Source organism: Actinoplanes sp. CA-252034, assembly GCF_050956125.1.
Lineage (GTDB): Bacteria > Actinomycetota > Actinomycetes > Mycobacteriales > Micromonosporaceae > Actinoplanes.
Window position 1 is genome coordinate 4,404,041 of the sequence record NZ_CP191846.1, and the last position, 18,907, is coordinate 4,422,947.

The 18,907-nt window shown below is 69.0% G+C and carries 21 protein-coding genes; 15 read left to right on the forward strand and 6 right to left on the reverse strand.

What is annotated here, in order from left to right; all coding sequences use genetic code 11:
- Positions 1-180 precede the first annotated feature (180 nt).
- Positions 181-1,746 (forward strand): methyl-accepting chemotaxis protein, encoded by a 1,566-nt coding sequence (locus ACQPZW_RS19840; RefSeq protein ID WP_433796392.1) that lies wholly within the window; start codon positions 181-183, stop codon positions 1,744-1,746.
- A gap of 67 nt (positions 1,747-1,813) precedes the next feature.
- Here ACQPZW_RS19840 and ACQPZW_RS19845 read toward each other — a convergent pair whose 3' ends face one another.
- Complete coding sequence (locus ACQPZW_RS19845) at positions 1,814-2,110, reverse strand: response regulator transcription factor (protein ID WP_433796393.1); 297 nt, start codon at positions 2,108-2,110, stop codon at positions 1,814-1,816.
- Positions 2,111-2,589: 479 nt separating this feature from the next.
- Between ACQPZW_RS19845 and ACQPZW_RS19850 the strand changes: the two genes are divergently transcribed.
- Positions 2,590-3,222 carry a TetR/AcrR family transcriptional regulator gene (locus tag ACQPZW_RS19850; protein ID WP_433796394.1) on the forward strand — a complete coding sequence of 211 codons (633 nt, stop codon included), beginning with the start codon at positions 2,590-2,592 and terminating at the stop codon, positions 3,220-3,222.
- Positions 3,223-3,236: 14 nt separating this feature from the next.
- Positions 3,237-3,626 (forward strand): PPOX class F420-dependent oxidoreductase, encoded by a 390-nt coding sequence (locus tag ACQPZW_RS19855; RefSeq protein ID WP_433796395.1) that lies wholly within the window; start codon positions 3,237-3,239, stop codon positions 3,624-3,626.
- Positions 3,627-3,693: 67 nt separating this feature from the next.
- Here the strand turns inward: ACQPZW_RS19855 and ACQPZW_RS19860 are convergent, their stop codons facing one another.
- Positions 3,694-4,203, reverse strand: a complete 510-nt coding sequence (locus tag ACQPZW_RS19860; protein ID WP_433796396.1) for a hypothetical protein — start codon at positions 4,201-4,203, stop codon at positions 3,694-3,696.
- 622 nt (positions 4,204-4,825) lie between these two features.
- Between ACQPZW_RS19860 and ACQPZW_RS19865 the strand changes: the two genes are divergently transcribed.
- The 3 genes from ACQPZW_RS19865 (at position 4,826) to ACQPZW_RS19875 (ending at position 7,537) form a co-directional block, all read left to right on the forward strand.
- Positions 4,826-5,752, forward strand: coding sequence for a DUF4142 domain-containing protein (locus ACQPZW_RS19865; RefSeq protein WP_433796397.1), 927 nt, complete (start codon positions 4,826-4,828; stop codon positions 5,750-5,752).
- A gap of 184 nt (positions 5,753-5,936) precedes the next feature.
- A complete protein-coding gene (locus ACQPZW_RS19870; protein ID WP_433796398.1) occupies positions 5,937-6,605 on the forward strand; it encodes a DivIVA domain-containing protein in 669 nt (222 codons plus the stop codon).
- Between the two features lie 383 nt (positions 6,606-6,988).
- The gene (locus ACQPZW_RS19875; protein ID WP_433796399.1) at positions 6,989-7,537 is read left to right on the forward strand and encodes an RICIN domain-containing protein; all 549 of its coding nucleotides are present in this window, start codon (positions 6,989-6,991) and stop codon (positions 7,535-7,537) included.
- Positions 7,538-7,948: 411 nt separating this feature from the next.
- On the opposite strand, the gene ACQPZW_RS19880 is transcribed toward ACQPZW_RS19875, so the two are convergent.
- Complete coding sequence (locus tag ACQPZW_RS19880) at positions 7,949-9,205, reverse strand: multidrug effflux MFS transporter (protein ID WP_433796400.1); 1,257 nt, start codon at positions 9,203-9,205, stop codon at positions 7,949-7,951.
- A gap of 131 nt (positions 9,206-9,336) precedes the next feature.
- Here ACQPZW_RS19880 and ACQPZW_RS19885 point away from each other — a divergent pair, with 131 nt between their 5' ends.
- The 4 genes from ACQPZW_RS19885 (at position 9,337) to ACQPZW_RS19900 (ending at position 11,210) form a co-directional block, all read left to right on the forward strand.
- Positions 9,337-9,672 (forward strand): hypothetical protein, encoded by a 336-nt coding sequence (locus tag ACQPZW_RS19885; RefSeq protein WP_433796401.1) that lies wholly within the window; start codon positions 9,337-9,339, stop codon positions 9,670-9,672.
- Positions 9,669-10,109 (forward strand): MerR family transcriptional regulator, encoded by a 441-nt coding sequence (locus tag ACQPZW_RS19890; RefSeq protein ID WP_433796402.1) that lies wholly within the window; start codon positions 9,669-9,671, stop codon positions 10,107-10,109. Before ACQPZW_RS19885 ends, ACQPZW_RS19890 begins: the two co-directional genes overlap by 4 nt.
- Positions 10,093-10,404, forward strand: a complete 312-nt coding sequence (locus ACQPZW_RS19895; RefSeq protein ID WP_433796403.1) for a hypothetical protein — start codon at positions 10,093-10,095, stop codon at positions 10,402-10,404. Before ACQPZW_RS19890 ends, ACQPZW_RS19895 begins: the two co-directional genes overlap by 17 nt.
- A 398-nt stretch (positions 10,405-10,802) precedes the next feature.
- Positions 10,803-11,210: a RidA family protein gene (locus tag ACQPZW_RS19900; RefSeq protein WP_433796404.1), complete on the forward strand. Its 408-nt coding sequence runs from the start codon at positions 10,803-10,805 to the stop codon at positions 11,208-11,210.
- On the opposite strand, the gene ACQPZW_RS19905 is transcribed toward ACQPZW_RS19900, so the two are convergent.
- A complete protein-coding gene (locus ACQPZW_RS19905; RefSeq protein ID WP_433796405.1) occupies positions 11,211-11,603 on the reverse strand; it encodes a winged helix-turn-helix transcriptional regulator in 393 nt (130 codons plus the stop codon).
- Between the two features lie 905 nt (positions 11,604-12,508).
- On the opposite strand from ACQPZW_RS19905, the gene ACQPZW_RS19910 reads away from it, so the two are divergent.
- Positions 12,509-12,805, forward strand: coding sequence for a MerR family transcriptional regulator (locus ACQPZW_RS19910; protein WP_433796406.1), 297 nt, complete (start codon positions 12,509-12,511; stop codon positions 12,803-12,805).
- Between the two features lie 55 nt (positions 12,806-12,860).
- Here the strand turns inward: ACQPZW_RS19910 and trhA are convergent, their stop codons facing one another.
- The gene (gene trhA / locus ACQPZW_RS19915; RefSeq protein WP_433796407.1) at positions 12,861-13,613 is read right to left on the reverse strand and encodes a PAQR family membrane homeostasis protein TrhA; all 753 of its coding nucleotides are present in this window, start codon (positions 13,611-13,613) and stop codon (positions 12,861-12,863) included.
- Between the two features lie 187 nt (positions 13,614-13,800).
- Here trhA and ACQPZW_RS19920 point away from each other — a divergent pair, with 187 nt between their 5' ends.
- From ACQPZW_RS19920 to ACQPZW_RS19935, 4 genes are all read left to right on the forward strand, one after another.
- On the forward strand, positions 13,801-14,343 hold the full coding sequence (locus ACQPZW_RS19920) for a nuclear transport factor 2 family protein (RefSeq protein WP_433796408.1): 543 nt from the start codon (positions 13,801-13,803) through the stop codon (positions 14,341-14,343).
- Between the two features lie 9 nt (positions 14,344-14,352).
- Complete coding sequence (locus ACQPZW_RS19925) at positions 14,353-14,982, forward strand: TetR/AcrR family transcriptional regulator (protein ID WP_433796409.1); 630 nt, start codon at positions 14,353-14,355, stop codon at positions 14,980-14,982.
- 436 nt (positions 14,983-15,418) lie between these two features.
- Positions 15,419-16,669 carry a PP2C family protein-serine/threonine phosphatase gene (locus ACQPZW_RS19930; protein ID WP_433796410.1) on the forward strand — a complete coding sequence of 417 codons (1,251 nt, stop codon included), beginning with the start codon at positions 15,419-15,421 and terminating at the stop codon, positions 16,667-16,669.
- The gene (locus ACQPZW_RS19935; RefSeq protein WP_433796411.1) at positions 16,666-17,016 is read left to right on the forward strand and encodes an STAS domain-containing protein; all 351 of its coding nucleotides are present in this window, start codon (positions 16,666-16,668) and stop codon (positions 17,014-17,016) included. The genes ACQPZW_RS19930 and ACQPZW_RS19935 overlap by 4 nt, the downstream gene beginning before the upstream one ends.
- 42 nt (positions 17,017-17,058) lie before the next feature.
- Here ACQPZW_RS19935 and ACQPZW_RS19940 read toward each other — a convergent pair whose 3' ends face one another.
- Entirely contained in the window at positions 17,059-18,837 is a 1,779-nt protein-coding gene (locus ACQPZW_RS19940; protein WP_433796412.1) for a GAF domain-containing SpoIIE family protein phosphatase, read from the reverse strand.
- Positions 18,838-18,907 lie beyond the last annotated feature (70 nt).

The following is an 18,907-nucleotide window of genomic DNA, read 5'->3' on the forward strand; positions in this document are numbered from 1 at the left end:
ACACGTGGAGAGCGCTGAGGCGGTCCCGATCAGCCGGGCGGAGCGCCCGGGATCGCGCTGACGGCACACCGGCACGGTTTGCGCGGAGGTGAACATATCACCAGATGCCTCAGTTGCGGCCGTGCCTGTGCCGAACAGGCAGTTGCGGACAGGAGGTCAATGGTGACTGCAGGTCGTGGTTTGGGTCAGTGGTGCCGGGACCGGAAGGTCTCCACCAAGGTGCTCGCGGTGGCCGGAGTGGCGATCGCCGGGACGATCGTGACCGGTGTGTTGAGCGTGGCGGGCATCAACGACATGGCGAGCACCCGCAACGCCGAGGTCGGCCAGATGATGCCCTACATCACCAACTTGAACGACGCCGCGCTGTCGCTCAAAGCAGCCGCCAACGACGAGCGCGGCTATCTACTCGAAGGCGACGAGAAATTCGCCGCAGAGGCGCTCGGCCGGCAGGAGAAGGTCGGCGCGTCGTTCGCTGCGGCTCGTGAGGCCGCCGGTGGCCAGAGCGCCACGGTCGACGGGATCGAGGCGGCCAGCGACACCTGGTTCGATGCCGTGAAGTCCGAGTTCGACCTCTTCAAGAGCAAACCCGCCGCCGCGATAGATCTGGCACTGGGAACCAACCGTGACCTGCGCAAGGCGTACGAAGCGCTGCTCTCCGAGGAGATCACGTCGGCCAACCAGGCGATGCTGGCCGGTAAAGGCTTCGACGAGGCGGTGACGCGTACCCGCACTCTGGTGATCGTCGCGCTCGCCGCGGCCCTGCTCCTCGGTGTGGCCAGCGCGCTCTACGTCGCGCGGCTGATCATCGTGCCGTTGCGCAAGGTCAGCCGGGTTCTGGACCAGGTCGCCGAGGGTGATCTCTCCGGTGACCCGGACGTACGACAGCGCGACGAGCTCGGCCACATGGCCGACTCGCTCCGGGCCGCGACCACCTCGCTGCGGCAGACCGTCGCCGACCTCACCGCCCACTCCGACTCGTTGGGGCGGGAGGCCAGCGCGCTCGCCGAGACCAGCCGGCACAGTTCCGGTAACGCCGAGCGGGGCGCCCAGCAGGCCGCGACCGTGGCCGAATCGGCGGCGACGATGTCGCTGAACATCCAGACCGTTGCGGCCGGCTCCGAGGAGATGGGCGCCTCGATCCGCGAGATCAGCGAGAGCGCCACCCAGGCCGTGCACGTCGCCAACCGGGCGGTCGAGGTCACTCAGAACACCAGCGAGGTGATGGCCAAACTGGGCGCGTCGTCGGCGGAGATCGGTGAGGTGATCAAGACGATCACCGCCATCGCCGAGCAGACGAACCTGCTCGCGCTCAACGCCACCATCGAGGCGGCACGTGCCGGTGAGATGGGCAAGGGCTTCGCGGTGGTGGCCAGCGAGGTCAAGGAGCTGTCGCAGGAGACCGCACGGGCCACCGAGGACATCGGTGCCCGGGTCGCGGCGATCCAGTCGGACACCGCGGGCGCGATCACCGCCATCGAGGAGATCAGCGAGATCATCAGCCGGATCAACGAGTTCCAGACCACCATCGCCTCCGCGGTGGAGGAGCAGACCGTGACCACCAACGAGATGAGCCGCAACGTCAGCGAAGCCGCTCAGGCGGGCACCCGGGTCGCCGACACGATCTCCGGTGTGGCCACCTCGGTGCAGCTCACCACGGTCGGCGTCGCCGAGGCCGACAAGGCGGCCACCCAGCTCGCCGGGATGTCGACCGACCTGCGCCACATCGTCGACCGATTCCGGGTCTGAAGCGGCGGGCGGAGGCCGGTACGATCGCAGCCGGCCGTTCTTCGGTGGCCCGGAGGGCTGCTCGGGATCAGAGCAGTGCGTTCTCGTAGGCGTAGATGACGGCCTGGACCCGGTCGCGCAGCCCCAGTTTCGTCAGCAGGTGCGACACGTGCGTCTTGGCCGTCTGCTCCCCGACGTACAGTCGTTTCGCGATCTCGGCGTTGGAGTGGCCGCGGGCCACATCGAGCAGGATCTCGCGTTCCAGGGTGGTCAGCCGGTCGAGCGCGGGAGGCTTGTCCACCGTCACCGGGGCGAGGCCGTTGGCGAACCGGGTCACCAGGCGACGCGTCACCGACGGGTCGATGAGCGCGTCTCCGCGCGCCACCACCCGGATGGCACCGAACAACTCCCTCGACGGGCATGCTCTTGAGACAGAACCCGCTCGTCCCGGCACACAGGCCCCGGTAGACGTATCTGTCGTCGTCATAGGTGGTGAGCAGCAGGATACGGGTCGTCGTGCCGCGCGACAGGACGGTCTCGGCCATCGTCAGGAGGTTCCTCCGCGATCGATGTGGCGCGCTGTGCTTGACGAGATCCATGCTCGGCGTCCGCGGCGGCCACGTCGTCCATCGACGGCGGGAGACCTTCTCCCTCTCGCGGGGGAGATGCACACCCTCCCCGGCGTGACGTTCCACGATCTCCCACTCGACAGCTGGACGGCGCTCGGGTCCTCCCGGTTCGGTTCTCGGGGGCGATGTTCGGGTAGTCGCTGGCGGCAGAGGCCGGCATCCGGTGCCCCTGGCGTGTACAAGTGGAATAAGAATTCAACTTGGAATATTTATTCCACTTGGCTAGGCTGCTGACGTGAGCGATGCAGACCCGCCGTTGCGCAGCGATGCCGCACGCAACCGCCGGCTGGTGTTGCGTACGGCGTATGAGCTGATGGCTGCCCACGGACTGGACGTGCCGTACGAGGACATAGCGCGTGCCGCCGGCACCGGGATGGGCACCGTGTACCGCCGCTTCCCGAAGCGGGAGGACCTGCTCGACGCGTTGTTCAGCGAGCACATCGACACGGTGATCGACCTCGCCGAGCAATCCGCCCTCGACGACGACGCCTGGCGCGGCCTCACCCGGTTCCTCGAGCGCCAACTCGAGATCGAGGCGCAGAGCCGGGGGCTGGGCCAACTGCTGCGCAGCCGCAACCATGCCACCGCCCTGGTGCAGCGGGCCCACGAGCGGATGACTCCACTGATCGCCCGGCTCATCGCGCGGGCCGTGCGTGCCGGGCAGTTGCCGGCCGGGGTCACCCCGGCCGACTTCGTCGCGGTGCACGTGATGGTGGGCAGCGTGCTGGACGCCTCACGTGACTTCGCTCCCCAGCTGTGGCGTCGCGCCCTGACGATCGCCCTGGCCGGCCTGCGTCATGCCGACCTCCCCGGCGACCCACCCGACGAGACAGTCATCAACCGGCTCTACGACAACCCGAAGAAATGAAGGCTCATCTCCTCATGACACTCCCCGCTGACCTGCTCGACGTGCTCCACGCCAAAGCGATCTGCTTCGTCACCACCCTCATGCCCGACGGCTCGCCGCAGATCTCGCAGACCTGGGCCGGCACCGACGGCGAGCATGTCCTCATCAACACCGTCGACACCCACCAGAAGACCCACAACATCAAGCGCGACCCCCGCATCGCGCTCGGCATTGCCGATCCGGCCGCCCCCGCGCGGTACTGGGCATTGCGGGGCCGGGTTGTGGGCGTCACGACAGACGGGGCTCGCGAGAACATCGACGAGCTGTCGCAGAAGTACCTCGGCCGTCCGTATCCCGGCTTCGGCGGCGGCCACCAGCAGCGTGTCCTGCTCACCATCGAAGTCGACAAGCTGCACACACCCTGATGCGGCGAGGTCCGTCCTCCTCGTGTGTCGCAACCCGTTGCGGTCGCGGCGGCCTGCTCCGCATCGTCTAGGTGATCGTCGCCTGGGCCGGCTGGTTCGCGGGAAGGAAGATGGCCAGGCTCCGGCCCCGCACATCGGTGACCACCCACGGGTGACTGACGTAGGTGGGCTGCTGGCGTGTGTCCCCGCTGGCGAGGACGTCGTAGCGTTCCCGCGTCCCGTGGTAGTCGAGCCAATGGATGACGACGGGCTCGTCCCGGTTGTTGACGAAACCGATCTCGGTCCACTGCTCGGCCTTCAGTGAGCGCAGATACCGCTCCCGAAGCGGCGAGAGGGCGGTCACGCCGGCCGGAGCGCCGGTTGTCGTCGGCCCGCCGGCCGCCGTCGGCGACGGACCCGTCCGGTGTGATGGCGCCGACGACGCCCGCGACGGCGGGCGTGAACCAGCCGCGCCGCTGCTCGACCGGGCTGCGGGCGAGAGGGTGTCCGGAGCCGGCTGGCCGGGGACGGGGGCTCCGGCGTCGATCGAGTCGCCGTGCCATTCGCCGGGCTCAGTGGCGGACCGCAGCAGGGTCATGGCGGATCCGGCGAACACGAGACCGGCCAATCCTGCGACCAGGGCCCGGCGCTTGATGGGCGACGGACGTCCGGCCCGCCGCGGCGGGCCGGACGGCGCTGGAGGCGGTGGCGACGCGGGGCCTACCGGCTCGCGGCGGGCGGGCGAGCGGCGACCGGCATGAAGGTGGGCGTCGCCGAGTTGCGCATCCTCGGTCATGGCGGGTAGCCACCGGCCGATGCGCAGACCCGAATTCGGCGGCGCATCGTCGTCGGGCGTCATCGGGCGTACTCGAACAAGGTCGGCCTCACGAAGGTGTCAGGGCGGGAATCGAGCTTGATCTTGCAGTTGGCGGAATGTGTTGTCAACTTCGATTTATCGAAGAGCTTGACCGACTCCGGTGCCTGGAACGCGTCCGACCGTGGTTATGGGTGTGCATTTGTTCAATGGTGCGCGACTGCACGCGGATTGTCCCCACCGTGCTGGGAGGGCTCCCATTCTGCGAGGGGTGACGGCGGCATATCTGTAAACATTCCGTTGAACTAGATCACTTGATCCACAACTCTCTCCGCTGCGTATTGCCGATCAGCAGATCGGTTGATGTCCGCCGTTGAGAGGAGTGGTTTTGTTCTCCGTTGGTCGAATGCCCCGGCGTCGTCGACAATGGACAGCAGCAACGCTGGCCGCCCTGGCTCTGATCCTCCTTGGCCCGCAGAGCGTTCGCGCCGAACCCGGCGTTCCGGAACCCCCGAGTGGGCTGTTGTCCGACCGTGGCAAGGGCGAGGTCTCGGAAGCGGACCGAGACTTTCTCGTCAAGGTACGCCTCGCCGGACTATGGGAGATGCCGGCCGGGGACATGGCGCAGGTGCAGTCGAAGAGCCGGCGGATCCAGTCCATCGGACGTGACATCGCCCTACAGCACGCGACGCTGGACAAACTCGTCGTCGAGGCGGCCGGCAAGCTCGCCGTGACCCTGCCCGACAGCCCGAACAGCGACCAGCAGGGCTGGCTCGAGGAAATGCGACAGGCGCGGGGGAGCGTCTTCGATGGCATCTACATCGACCGGCTCCGCGCGGCGCACGGAAAGATCTTCCCGGCTATCGCAACAATCCGGGCGAGCACCCGCAACGACACCGTTCGGAAACTCGCTCAGCGCGCCAATCAATTCGTCATGACCCACATGACTCTGTTGGAGAGCAGCGGCATCGTCGACTTTGCTGCGCTGCCCACCGCGCCGGCACCGGCGGCGGCTGTGAGCGCGTCGCCCGCGACCGCGCAGGCCTTGCAGGGAGACGATCGCAGCGATGGGTCGACCGCTATCGGAGGGCCCGCACTCGTCACCATCCTCGCCATCGTCGTCGGGGTGGGGTTACTCGTCACCATGAGATTCCTCTCGCCGCGCAGCCGAGTGGGCTCTCGGTATCGCGGCAGATATCGCCATACGCCGCCGCCGGTGGTGACGACTCGTCGAGCGCTGCGGTCTCTCGGCAATCAGGAATTCGCCGGCAGGTCGATCCGGGCCGCCGCGGATTTGTTGAAATCATGGCGTCAGGCGGGTCGCCGGAAATGATTTCTCTGCAGATTCAGAGGCGTGCATCAGTGACCGCCTGCGCATCCGCGAACCTCACCGGTGGACCGTCACGATCTGTTTCCCGAAGGTCTGACAGCGACGACCGCGGCCGGGCGATCGCACCGCACATGCCGAGGCGCAAGATCGGCCTCCGGGTGGCCACCTCCGCTCCGGAGTCTTCGTTGTGACGGGACGTGCGAGCTCCCGCGAGAGAACCGAGGGCACATCGGGTCACGCCGACATCGACCACACGGCCTTCCGCGCGTCCTCGGTACGCACACGAAGCTACGACCGGGACCAGGTCGACGCCTTCGTCGAGGAGGCATCCCGGGAGATCGCCCGCATCCGTGCGGAGAATCGAGAGCTTCGCGCGGCACTGCGGCACAGCGGCCCCTCGAAACGCGAGCTCACCGCCGAACTGGAGCATCTGCAGAAGGCCCTGGCCGGCGCGCAACAGCGCGCCCGGGACGTCCAGGCCGACCTCGATCGCACCCGGGCGATGGCGCGTGCCGAGGCGCCGCCGTCGGGCGAGGCGCCCGGCGATTTCGTCGCCATGGCCCAGCGATTCGCCGACCAGCACGTGCGTGAGGCCGAATGGGATGCGCAGGCGCTGCTCAGCGCTGCCCGCGCCAAAGCCGGCAAAATGCTCGGCGAGGCGGAGTTGCTGGCCTCCACGATCGACAGCGACGCCAGGGCGCGTCACACCGAGGCGGTCGGCCGGCTGGTAACCGACCGAGCCGTCGTCCGCGAGGAGGTCGACCGGCTCACCGCGGAGTTGGCCGATCTGCGTACCTCCCTGCGCGTGCAGATGTCGCGGGAAGTGCCCGCACTGCTCCCGTCGGAGCGGATGTGACAGCTTCTCCCGCCGTGCTCACCGGGACCCCGCCGGCGTTTCGGTACGGCGGCCGTCTCGCCGTCGTACCGGAGAAATCGGCCGCGGCTCACGGCTGGTGAACGTTAACAGTTCTTATTCGGCTCGACGGGCGTAGAGGGGTGGTGCCGCTCCATGTCGTGGGGAAACGCTGATCCTATTGCGCTGGGAGCGCACCCAAAGTGAAATTCTAACTACAGAAAGCGATGTACGCTTCTGCGGCGCTTGAGTTAGCGCTAACATTCCTATCGTCGGATGCCTTCGTGTTGATGGCGAGGCTCAGGACTGCCCAAGACTTCGGGCGGCTCGCCGCTTGCCTGAAAAGCGTCGCATCACCCATGTCCCCGACCCGCCGAGGTGACCTGATGAATTTCTCGATTCGTGCTCTATCTGCCCGTGCCGGCGTCATTGTCGCCGCTGTCGGCGTATCGCTCGGCGTGCTCGCGGCGCCGGCCGCGGCCGCCGACGAGCCGACCTGCCTCCGGGGGCCGAATCCCCGCGTCTATTACAAGATCACCAATGTGGCGACCGGTAAGTCCCTCAACGTCGCCCGTAAGTCCCGGGTGAGCGGCGCACCGATCATCCAGTGGGCGTACGCCGGTGGCACGAACGAGCAATGGCGCGCCGTCTGCGCCGCGAATTGGCAGTACAAGCTCGTCGCCCGGCACAGCGGAATGGTGCTCGAACTGGCCGCCGGCGCCGCCGTGCAGAAGACCTACACCGAGGTCCTGAGCCAGAAGTGGGGCATCTCGCGAGTCGGCCAGGAGGGCGCTCTCGCGACCTTCCACCTGCACAACCAGGGAGCGAACACGGTCATCCAGGCGGCAGCCGACGGCGTCGCCGTGGAGCCGACCGATCCCGAAGACGGCAACCGGCGGCAGCTGTGGACGTTCGAGGAGACCGGAGCGGTGTGAGTCACACCCGCCCGCGGGAGCCACGTGCGACATCGGGTGGGGCGGCGACTCTCGCGGCAACGGTGCCCTCGACGGTGAGCGGACGCGGTAACCGACCCGGCTCGGCCTGCCCCACACGTCCTCGAGTGGCACGGTCAATGGCGACATGGCGGCGAACTCCCACGACGGCGCGCTGTCGGTCAAGGTGGCCCGCACGAGATGGCCGCCGAACTCCAGGGACACCGCGACACCGCCGATGACGGTCGCCGTGTCCGGCGCGACTGCCGGAGGGGCGGAGCGTGAGCCGCCGGGCAGGACGGCCACCGGCGTCACGGCCGCCGCCGTCACGGCCGCCGGCCCATGCGGCCGACGGGTGCGGGGCGCCGCGGATCCGGAACCGTCCGTGACACCGCGTCCCGCATCGCGGTGCTGTCAGGCCCGCACGGCGGCAGTGGACGGATCCCTCGTCGGCCGGGCCAGCACCAGCAGGCCCACCATGGACAGCACCGTGCAGCCGATCATGAGGAGCGCCATCGGTACGGCGGTGTCCTGCCCGCCGAGCCCCGCGATCGGTGCGATGACGCCCGCTGCCACCCAGGTGACGAATCCGAGCATCGCCGATCCGGTGCCGGGGTGCTCGGGCACCTCCGCCGATGCCAGGGCGCCGCCGTTGGGGCCGATCAGGCCTTGCGCGGTCATCAACACGAAGAAACAGACGATCACCAGAAGCAGCGGGGTGCCGAACCACAGCGCACCCACCAGCATCGCCACACCGGCGGCGAGCGCGGCCACCTGTCCGGTCAGGATGATCCTCCGCGTGGCGATCCGGCCGGCGAGGCGGGCCGCGACCAGCGCGGCGATGGTCATGCCGGCGGCGTTGGCGGCGAAATCGATCGAGTACGCCACCGGTGACAGGCCGTTCATCGACTGCAGTACGAACGCCGACGTCGCCACGTACGCGAAGATCGCACCCATTCCCGAGCCGCTCACCAGCACGTATCCCATATATCGGCGCCGGGCGAGGACCTGCCGGCCGGCGACCGCGACCGTACGCAGACCGCCGCCGCGCCGGGACTGCGGCGGCAGCGACTCGGGCACCGCGACCACCACCGCCACCACCATCGCCACGCCCAGCACGACGACGGCCCAGAACGACATCCGCCAGCCGGAGAGCTGCAGAACAGCGGCGCCGAGTAGCGGCCCGGCGATCGGCGCGATGCCACCCACCCCGGCGATCACGTTGAGAACCCGGATCAGCTGGGCGCCGCTCGCCAGGTCGACGATCACCGCCCGGCCGATCACCATGGCCCAGCCGCCGGCGAAGCCCTGCACGAACCGGGCGGCCATCATGACGCCGATCGACGGCGTCAGCGCGCACACCGCGGATGCGAGGGTCATCACCACTACCGCGGCCAGCAGCAGCCGGCGTCGGCCGTACTGGTCGGAGACCGGCCCGCCGATCAGCTGACCCAGCGCCATGCCGACGAAGAACGTGGTCAGGGTGAGCTGCACCTGCGTCGCCGTCGCCGACAGGTGATCGGCGACAGTGGGGAACGCCGGCACGTACATGTCGGTGGCCAGCGGCGCGATCGCGGTCAGGAAGATGACGGTGGCGATCAGCGCCGTGGTGAGCCGTGCTTGACGTCGAACCCGGTCCGGGGCCGACTGCTCGGCGATCGCTGCACTCATCCGCCAACAACACACGCGCCGAGCGGGCCGAGGAAGTCATCAAGAATGGGTGTACCAGCAGTACGTCCCTGTCACCGGACGACGGCGTCGGAGTTGCATCCGGTACCCGGGTACAGGCTTACCGTCGTTGCATGACCACCACCGAAGGCCAGGTGCGGGTGCCCGACGCGTGCACTCTGCCCACCGCCGAGCAGCCCTTGCGGCTGGCCGAGCTCGATGATCTGTTCGTCACCGTGCTGCGCGGGCAGCAGCGCCTGTCGTCCACAACACTGCGTTGGGAGCTCGATCCGGCCGCCGAGGCGACCGTCCGCGAGTTGGCGGCCCGGGAGAGCGACTGCTGCTCGTTCTTCGTCTTCACCGTCCATCCGGGCGATGACGTGCTGCGACTGGAGATCGCGGTTCCGGGCGCACAGGCCGACGTTCTGGATGCGTTGCAGCGGCGGGCCGCCGACCGGATGCGGTCATGAGCGAACTGCGTAGCAGCCAGGTCGCCGACGCGGCCGGGGTCAATCTGCAGACCCTGCGCTACTACGAACGGCGGGGCCTGCTCGCCGAACCGGAGCGCAGCCTCGGTGGCCACCGGCTCTATCCGGCTGAGGCGGTCACCGTGCTGAAGGTGATCAAGGCGGCGCAGCGACTCGGGTTCACCCTCGCCGAGGTCGCCGACCTGCTCGACACCGCCGGCCACCGGCACGGCCGCCCGGACGCCGGCCTTCAGGCGCGAGCGAGGACGAAACTCGCCGAGGTCGAGGCGAAGATCGACGACCTGCACGTGATCGCCGCGACGCTGCGGGCGGCCGTCGACGCGGGCTGCGACGACCTGGTGGCCTGCGCCGGCCAACCGTGCTGCCCGATCCCGTTCGCCACCATCGCGGTGGGAGTGCCCGATGCCGACCCTCGCTGACCGTGCCCGCCGCCTGTTGCCGTCCGGGCTGGCCGGTCTGGCCGGGCTTGCTTGCGCCGCCTGCTGCGTCATCCCGGTGCTGCTCGCCGCGGGCCTGCTGTCCGGTGCCGGGTGGGCTGCTGCCGGTGCCTGGATGCCGGGCATCGCCGTCGCCCTCGCCACGAGCGCCGGTGGCGCCTGGTGGTGGACGGCACGACGCCGCCCCGGTGCCGGATGCGCCGGAGACGGGTGTGCCTGCGCCGGCCGAGGTCAGGCTCGGGCCCACCCGTCACCACCGACGCGTCGATGGGTGTGAGGGGCTGTCGCCCCGACGGCGAAGGTGAGAAAGCCTGGCTTGTTGCAAGTAATTGGCAACTGCCACATCATGGTGGAAGGAATGGGTGTTGCTTGGCCGTGACCCTGTCGTTCCTGAGCTGAAGGGCACGCCGGCCCGCGATGATCCAGCAGCCGGTGTGCCCTTTCGCCGTCTCATCCGCCGCGCGGTAGCCGGCCGCCGGGATGCTGCGGAGCCACTGGATGCGGTACGCGCCGGTGCTGACCCGGGCCGATCCGGTCGACCGGCGACGGACCGGTGCCAGGTCCCATGGCGGTCACCTTCTGGTGACCCAGTCACAAAAAAGTGCGTTCTTCCGCTGCTCCGCCTAGATCTCTTATGGTTTCTCGGTAACCAAAAGAGAGTGCGAGGTACGCGTCATGGCCGTAACGCTGGTGAACCCGAGTGGGCTGCCGGAGATCCCGATCTACCGGCAGGTCTCGGTGGCGACCGGATCGAAGCTGATCCACGTCGCGGGCCAGGTCGCCTGGGACGAGACGGGCAGGACGGTCGGTGAGGGCGACCTCGCCGCCCAGGTCGAGCAGGCCTACCTCAACGTCGGCGCCGCCTTGGCCGGCGTGGGCGCGAGCTTCGCCGACGTGGTGAAACTGACCGTGCACGTCGTGAGCTGGCAGCCCGAGCAGATGCCGCTGCTGCTGGACGGGATCGCCCGCGCCGCGGCCAGGCTGGGTGTCACCCCGGCCGCGCCGGCATCGCTGTTCGGCATCGTGGCGCTGGATGTGCCGGAGCACCTGGTCGAGGTGGAGGCCGTCGCCGTCCTCGACTGATCAGCCGGCTGGTGCGCGGAAACTGCTGCGGGACGCCTCGATGTGGCCCAGGTAGCGCTGGGTCCAGCCGCACATGCCGTCGACAACCGCACGTAGACCAACGCCGGCCTCGGTGAGTGTGTACTCGACGCGCGGCGGGATGGTGGGGTGGACAGTGCGCTCCACCAGCCCGTTGCGCTCCAGCATCCGCAGGTTCTGGGTGAGCATCTTGTGGCTGATGCCGCCGACCTCGTTGCGAAGCTCGCTGAAGCGCATGGTGCGCTGCCCCAGGAACTCGATGATCAGGAAAGCCCACTTGTTGGCGACCTCCGAGAAGATCTCGCGCGCCAGCGAGTCCGCTCGTGCCAGGTCGGCTTCCGGAGGGAGAGCGCTGATCTCCTGTCGCGTTCCCATCGGGCACTCTCCTTTGGTTTCTGACTAACCGGTGGAGAGTAACGCAACGTGGGCCCATGCCGGCACTTCGAGCCTGTGGGGGAGGAGGTCGCCGCTGCACTCGTTCGGCTGAGCCTTTCTGCCGCGGGGATGTCCGCGACGACGAAGCTCTGGTGCAAGACCCTCCCCGTCGACCGGGCGATTACCAGAACGGCATCGGGTGGGGTGGTGCCGTCACGCCGGCGGGCGTCGGACTCGTCCACCCCTCGAGCGCCCGGAAGCTCCGCTGAGAAATCTATGCCGACGGGACTAGACATTCTTGGGAGCATTGGTTAGTGTTTCTCTCGTTGACAACAGAGATCGTTGAAGACGCAGACGATTCAGGCCGAGCGTCAAGCAGGGCCCGGATGGTTTCGTGGCTCGCTCGGGCCGGCGGTGGCACAGCTTCACCGCGAGCAGTTCAGTAAGGCAGGTGCACGACAAGACCTTGACGAAATTCCAGGTCAGGGCAGACGCAGGTGGGGCCGATGCGACTTCGGGGCTCAACCTGATGCAGCAAGATCAGCCGTACGTGTGCGGGGCCGTGAAGTTTGCGTGGGGCTCCGACACCGGCAGGTGGTACGACAGCACCACAGGAATGGCAAGCAGAGGAAAGGGAGGGCCGAGCACCGTTGGATCGCCCGCCGTCAGAGCAGTTCTCGGGCTCTGGGGTGGACACCGCAGTCTCCATCGAACGTGAGGTGGTCTCCGGTCACGCTTATGCGATCCTCGCACCGCAAACCGCGACGAGCGGCAGGTGCGGAAAAGGCAAGCCGACGATCCTGTCGGTAGATGGTGTTGTGAACCCGTAAACCCTGGGCCCCGGCGCTTCCTGCGCCGGGGCCCTCGTCATAGGGAGAGGTGCGTGAATGGCCCAACCTGACGACATGCTCGACGACGAGCACTACCCCGCCTACACGATGGGTCGCGCCGCGGAGATGACCGGCGTCTCGCAGGACTTTCTGCGCCGCCTCGAGAAGGCGAGACTGTTCAGCCCGTTCCGGTCGGCTGGCGGGCATCGGCGCTACTCGCGCCACCAACTGCGGCTCGCCGCACGGGCACGCGTGATAGTCGGTCAAGGCATCGCCCTGGAGGCCGCCTGCCGCATCATGTTTCTCGAAGACCAACTTCAGGAAGCCCTCCAGCGCAACCACCGGCACCAGCGGCCGGCACAGGCAGCCTGATCCGGATCTCCCTTCACGGTCCTTCTCTGTCGAAGAGGAGGACCGTTTCGCAGGGTCAGGCGGCGGGGGAGAGCGCGAGGGAGATGCCGATGCAGTGGGCGGCGAAGGCGGCGATCGTCAGCGCGTGGAAGAGCTCGTGGAAGCCGAACCAGCGCGGACTCGGGTTCGGCCGTTTCAATCCGTAGACCACGGCGCCGAGGGTGTAGAGCGCGCCGCCGAGGAAGATGAACGTGACGACCAGCGCGCCGCCGGACCGCCAGAACGCGGGTATGTAGATCACGGCGACCCATCCCAGGGCGATGTAGACCGGCACGTACAGCCAGCGGGGGGCATTGACCCACAGGACCCGGAATGCGATGCCGGTCAGCGCCCCGGACCACACGATCCACAGCAGGGTGCGGGCCTGCTCGGGCGGTAGGACGAGCACGCAGAACGGTGTATAGGTGCCGGCGATGATCAGGAAGATGTTGGCGTGGTCCCATCGCCGCAACATCCGCTGAGTTCGCTCGGACCAGCGCCCGCGGTGGTAGACGGCGCTGACGCCGAACAGTAGCCCCGCCGACAGCGTGTACAACACCAGCGCCCATCGGGAGCGGGCGTCCGGCGACAGCGCGATCAGGAGCACCCCGACAACGACGGCGAGGGGCAGGGTTCCGGCGTGTAGCCACCCTCGCAGCCGAGGCTTGATCACGGCGGTCACATGGTCCAAGCCCTGACCGACCTGTGCCTCGAGGCGATGGAGCGCCTCGCCCAGGTCGGTGTCAGGACGGTCGCCGGCTTGCTGCTGCCAGGAACGGTCCGTACTCATGCGACGAGATTACTGAGCCGCGGGGTCCGTCGCAGCCGAGTGCTGTCCGCCGGGTGTGGAGCCCGCTGCGGCTGCCGTCCTTGGTGAGAGACCGGCGGAGCATGCGATGCCAGACGAGCTTTACAGTCGTTGCCTTACATGCGTATAGTTACAGCCGTAAGGTAAAACACTGCGAAGGGACAATCCGATGTACGCCATCACCACTGCCGGGCGCTTCGTTCTCGCCACCGCCGTCGCCACCTCGATCGCGGCGGTCCCGGCCATCACCGTGAGCACCGCGGCGCAGGCCACCCCGGCCGCCCAGGTCGCCACCGCCCACTCAGCGATCGCCCACTCCGCGATCGTCACCGCATGGGAGCAGGCGTGGAGCGGCACCGATCCGGCCCGGCTCGGCCGGCTGTTCACGGCCGACGGCGTCTACACCGACCACGCCATCGGCGTCACCATGAACGGCCGCGACCAGATCTCCGGGTGGAAACAGCGCACCGACCAGATGATCAGCGACGTCCAGGTTCGAGTGCTCCGGTCGTTCCGCAGCGGCAACCACATCACCATCGAGTCGATCTACTCCGGTCACATCAAGGGCGCACCGACCCCGTTCGCCGTTCCCATCTGCACGGTCCTCGACCTACGCCATGGCAAGATCGCCAAGAATCAGGACTACTACAGCCTGGCCTCCGTGCTGGCCCAGTCCGGCCTGCCCGCCGACTGGACCCCGGGCCGGCAGTGAGGACAGCCCATGACAGGCCGTACCCGTAACCGCCGCGGCGACGGCGGACGGCTCCGCACCGACATCATCGCCGCCGCCATCGACCTGCTCGACGAGACCGGCGACGAGCACGCCGTGACCCTGCGTGCGGTGGCCCGGCGGGTCGGTATCACCGCACCCTCGATCTATCCGCACTTCACCGACCGGCCCACCCTCATGCTCGCCGTCGTCCAAACCGCCTTCGCCGAGCTCACCGACTGGCTCGAAACCGCCCACCGCAACGCCGGCGACGACCCACGCCGGCAACTCCATGCCCTCAGCGCCGCCTACCTGGACTTCGCGCAAGCCCGCCCCCAGCGGTACCGCACGATGTTCGGCGGCCAGTTCGATCCGACCCCCGGCCTGACCGGCAACACCCTCACCTTCGAGGACGTGGCCGCACTCGGCATGCAAGCCCTCCAACTCTTCACCGACGCGTTGGCCGGCTGCGTCGCCGCGCGCCAGTCGACGAGCACCGACCCCGGCGCCGATGCCGTCGCACTCTGGCTGGGACTGCACGGCCTGGCCCATCAACGTGCCGTCACCCACGCCTTCCCCTGGCCGGCCGACATCGCGGAGCGTCTCATCACGTCCCTTGCCCACCTCGGGCCGATCCGTTGATGATCGGAGTGCCTCGTCGTCCACGCTGCCCGGCGGTCCGGCGAGCGGCGGCCCGGATCGCCCGTCGAGGGGACGTGACGGTGGGCATGCGGTTCCAGCGTCGTCGTCCGGGCACTCACGGCGACGAGCGGTCACCCGTACGCCTGGGTGAGGTTTGATCGATGACCGCATCGCATTGCCGGCAGCCTTCGGAGACGTCCTGCCTGGGGTGGTTCGGTGTGCGGTTCCTGAGGGGCGCCGCCGCCGGCTGGGGGTAGCGTGTGAGGAGTGTTGATCTCTGAACGGCGGCCGATGGGCGCCGCCGCTGCCCGTTGACGCCGCTTGCGGGGTGCTGTTCACGTCGTCATCGCAGAGCGAAAGTCATCGCAGAGCGAAAGTCATCGCATAGCGGGGATCATCGGCAGGGCGGGAGTCATCGGCAGGGCGGGAGTCATTGATGTCCGAGTTCACGCGTGACGACCGGGCGCGCCCCGCACACGAACCCGGCGCGTGGCCCTGGCGTGAGGCGATCGTCGACCTGCTCGCCCGGACGCGGATCGCGCACCCGGACGAGCTCGCGGCGGCGGTCAATGCCGCCGTGGCCGCTCTGGGCATCGTCGCCACCGTCTATCTGATCGATCACGAGCAGTGCCTGCTGCATCCGGTTCCCGAGGCGGGCAGGGAGGTCGGTGGCCCGCTACGGGTCGATGCCACGGTGGCGGGGCGGGCGTTCATGGACAGCGCCGCCCGTACCGACCCGGCCGGTGAGGGTGGTTCGCCGCTGTGGACACCGCTGGTGGACGGTGTCGAGCGCCTCGGCGTCATCAAGATCGAAGCGAGGGACCCCACTCTGGTCGGGAGCGCCGAGTTCCAGCAGCAGTGCGACATGCTCGCCGCTCTGCTCGGGCATCTGGTCTCGATCAAAGCGCGGTACGGGCCACATCTGGCCCGGACCCGGCGGACCCGGCGGATGTCGGTGGGATCGGAACTGCTGTGGCGGCTGCTGCCCCCGCTGACGTTCGCCGACGCCCGGTTCACCGTGTCGGCGATCCTGGAGCCGTGTTACACCGCCGGTGGTGACGGCTACGACTACGCCGTGGACGGCAGCACGGCGTTCATGGCGATCTGCGACACCACCGGGCACGGTCTGCGCGCGGGGATCGGGACGGCGGTGGCGTTGTCGGCGATGCGTACGGCCCGTGTCGACGGCGGTGACCTGTACGCGACGGCCCGGGCGGTGGACGCCGCGTTCGCCGAGCAGTTCACCGATGCCAGGTTCGCCACCGCCGTACTCATGGAACTCGATCTTCGGTTCGGCCGTTTACGGTACGTCAACGCCGGGCACCACCCGCCGGTGATCCTGCGAGACGGCAAACCGGTCGGTCGGCTCGACGGCGGCCGGCGCCTGCCGCTGGGCCTGGACGATCCGCAACCGGCCGTCGGCGAGACCGTGCTCCAGCCGGGGGACCGGATCCTCGCCTACACCGACGGGGTCACCGAGGCCCGCGACACCCACGGCGAGCTCTTCGGCGAACCGAGGCTGCTGGACCTTGCCGCCCGGCACACCCTTGCCGGTAAGTCGGCGCCGGAGACGTTGCGCCGGCTCTCGCACGCGGTGCTGGACCACCTCGACGGTCCACCCGCCGACGACGCCACCCTGCTGCTGGCCGAATGGTCCGTCGACACCGCTGCGGAGCTGCTGCCATGACCTACCCTCTGGCCTTCGACATCCACGAGGACAACGGTGTCGCCCTGGTCCGGGTCGGCGACAGCGTCTTCTCCGACAACCGCGACGAGCTCATGGCCGTACTACTGCGGTTGGCCGACACCCCCGGCACGCGCATCGTGATCGACCTGTCGAAGGTGGCGATGTTCGACTCGGCGGCTCTGAGCATGCTCGTGCTGGTCCATCAACGCACCACCGCCGGGGGCGGGTGGCTGCGTCTGTCCCATGCGCAGCCGCTGGTCCGCAAGCTCCTGCACGTGACCAACCTGGACCGGCTCATCCCCACCGCACCCGACGACGAGGAGGATCCGGGCGTCGACGCCGGCTGACGGTGGGCCGGGTGCGGCTCGGTGCGTCGGGGCGGGGCGGGGTCAGGCGCTGATACTCCGGTCGTGCGGGGATCGGTGCGTGGACACTCCGCTGGGTGCGGTGGTGGCGACGATCAGGGCGATGTCGTCCTCGCGGGGCCGGGCGTCGGCATGGGCGACGAGCAGGTCGGCCAGGGTGTCCGCGGTCATCTGCAGGCGGCCGCCGAGGAGCCGGTGCAGACTGTCGAATCCGTCGTCGATGACGGCGTCGCGGGTTTCGACGAGTCCGTCGGTGTGCAGGAGCAGGCTGGCGCCGGGCGGAAGCCGGTCGCGGCGGGTGGTTCGGGATCGGCGGTGGCGGGCGCCGAGCAGCGGGTCGGTTCCGGCCAGCGTGGTGACGTGTCCGTCGGCGGTCAGGACGCTCGGCGGTGGGTGCCCGGCATTGGACCAGGTCAGCGTGTGGCTGCCGTCGGGTTGCCGGTCGAGGTAGGCCAGGAGCACGGTGGCGATGGTGTGGGCGCCGAGGGCTTGGTTGGCGTGGTCGAGGCGTTCCAGGACGGCCGCGGGAGCCTCGGCGCGGTCGATGAGGATGCCACGCAACATGCTGCGTAGCTCGCTCATCGCGGCGGCGGCGGTGAGGCTGTGGCCGGAGACGTCGCCGATGACCAGAGCGAGCCGGCCGTCGGGAAGGGCGATCGCGTCGTACCAGTCGCCGCCGACGAGGTCACCGTGGTGAGCGGGCAGGTAGCGGGCGGCGAGCCCCACGGTCGCGGCTGCGGGGAGCCGGGTCAGCAGTGCCTGTTGCAGGGTGTGGGCGGCGGTGTTCTGGTTTTGCAGGTGGGTGACGCGTTGCAGGGCCTGGCCGACATAGCCGGCCATGGTGACCATGACGCTGCGCTGGTCGGCGTCGAGCTCGTGGGGATGCTCCCAGGAGAAGGTGAGCGCGCCGAGGCGGCCCTGCACGCCGGGCACGGGCGCGCAGGCGATCGCCTGCCAGCCGAGGGCGGCCACCTCGTCGGCGAGTTGCGGGTAGCCGTCGCGGATCGCCGCGGGGTCCGGCAGAGCCAGTAGCTGCCCGGTGCGGAACACCTCGGCGGCCGGCAGCGGCGCCGAGGCCGGGAAGCTGGGCCAGCGGGCGGTGACGTCGGTCGGTAGCGGTTCGGTGCCGTGGACCTGCAGCCGTTGTTCGTTGTCGAGCAGGACCATCCCGATGTGGGACGGGCTGAACGCCGGCGAGGTGAGCTCGGTTAGCGTGGTGACGATCTGCCCGACGGTCCGGGCCCGGGCCAACAGCTCGCTGGCCTTGAGGAGCAGCTCACTGCGCAGTGAAGCTGCCTGCGCCCGGCGGCCGGCCGCTGCGGCGGCGGCTCGGCCGGTCTCGGCACGGCGGGTGGTGATCCGTAGACGCAGACTGTCGGAGCAGGCCAGCGCCATGTCGGCCAACAGCGACAACTCCGTCGGCGTCCATTGGCGTGGTTCGTGGTCGATGGCGCACAACGCGCCCAGCGCGGTGCCGTCGGCGTCGGTCAGGGGCATCCCCGCATAGCCGACGATGTCCAGTTCGGTGATCGCCGGGTTGCCGCTGCATCGGGGATCGTCGCGGGCGTCAGCGGACACCAGCGGCCCCTGTGCCACCACGACGTGGTGGCAGATGGCGTGGCTCAAGGGAGTCTGCCGGGTGGTGGCCCACGGCTCGGCCAGCCCGGCCTGGCCGGGGAAGAACTGCCGCCGCTCGTCGAGCAGCGATATCAGGGCCACCGGCACGTCGAGCAGGGTGCGCACCAGACCGGCGATGCGGTCGAAAACCGGTTCGCCGGCTGCGTCGAGGCCCGTGTCGGTCACGGCCCGCACCCGGGCGTCGCTCTCGTGGCCTTCGCACCCCGGGGCCGCGACGCCATCGTGACGCTGATCG

Bases quoted from the DNA above. Each gene is read 5' to 3' on its own strand.
- ACQPZW_RS19855 (WP_433796395.1), top strand. From the start codon at position 3,237: ATGACACTCCCCGCTGACCTGCTCGACGTGCTCCACGCCAAAGCGATC.
- ACQPZW_RS19860 (WP_433796396.1), bottom strand. From the start codon at position 4,203: ATGACCCTGCTGCGGTCCGCCACTGAGCCCGGCGAATGGCACGGCGAC.
- ACQPZW_RS19865 (WP_433796397.1), top strand. From the start codon at position 4,826: ATGCCCCGGCGTCGTCGACAATGGACAGCAGCAACGCTGGCCGCCCTG.
- ACQPZW_RS19875 (WP_433796399.1), top strand. From the start codon at position 6,989: ATGAATTTCTCGATTCGTGCTCTATCTGCCCGTGCCGGCGTCATTGTC.
- ACQPZW_RS19880 (WP_433796400.1), bottom strand. From the start codon at position 9,205: ATGAGTGCAGCGATCGCCGAGCAGTCGGCCCCGGACCGGGTTCGACGT.
- ACQPZW_RS19885 (WP_433796401.1), top strand. From the start codon at position 9,337: ATGACCACCACCGAAGGCCAGGTGCGGGTGCCCGACGCGTGCACTCTG.
- ACQPZW_RS19890 (WP_433796402.1), top strand. From the start codon at position 9,669: ATGAGCGAACTGCGTAGCAGCCAGGTCGCCGACGCGGCCGGGGTCAAT.
- ACQPZW_RS19895 (WP_433796403.1), top strand. From the start codon at position 10,093: ATGCCGACCCTCGCTGACCGTGCCCGCCGCCTGTTGCCGTCCGGGCTG.
- ACQPZW_RS19900 (WP_433796404.1), top strand. From the start codon at position 10,803: ATGGCCGTAACGCTGGTGAACCCGAGTGGGCTGCCGGAGATCCCGATC.
- ACQPZW_RS19905 (WP_433796405.1), bottom strand. From the start codon at position 11,603: ATGGGAACGCGACAGGAGATCAGCGCTCTCCCTCCGGAAGCCGACCTG.
- ACQPZW_RS19910 (WP_433796406.1), top strand. From the start codon at position 12,509: ATGCTCGACGACGAGCACTACCCCGCCTACACGATGGGTCGCGCCGCG.
- trhA (WP_433796407.1), bottom strand. From the start codon at position 13,613: ATGAGTACGGACCGTTCCTGGCAGCAGCAAGCCGGCGACCGTCCTGAC.
- ACQPZW_RS19920 (WP_433796408.1), top strand. From the start codon at position 13,801: ATGTACGCCATCACCACTGCCGGGCGCTTCGTTCTCGCCACCGCCGTC.
- ACQPZW_RS19925 (WP_433796409.1), top strand. From the start codon at position 14,353: ATGACAGGCCGTACCCGTAACCGCCGCGGCGACGGCGGACGGCTCCGC.
- ACQPZW_RS19930 (WP_433796410.1), top strand. From the start codon at position 15,419: ATGTCCGAGTTCACGCGTGACGACCGGGCGCGCCCCGCACACGAACCC.
- ACQPZW_RS19935 (WP_433796411.1), top strand. From the start codon at position 16,666: ATGACCTACCCTCTGGCCTTCGACATCCACGAGGACAACGGTGTCGCC.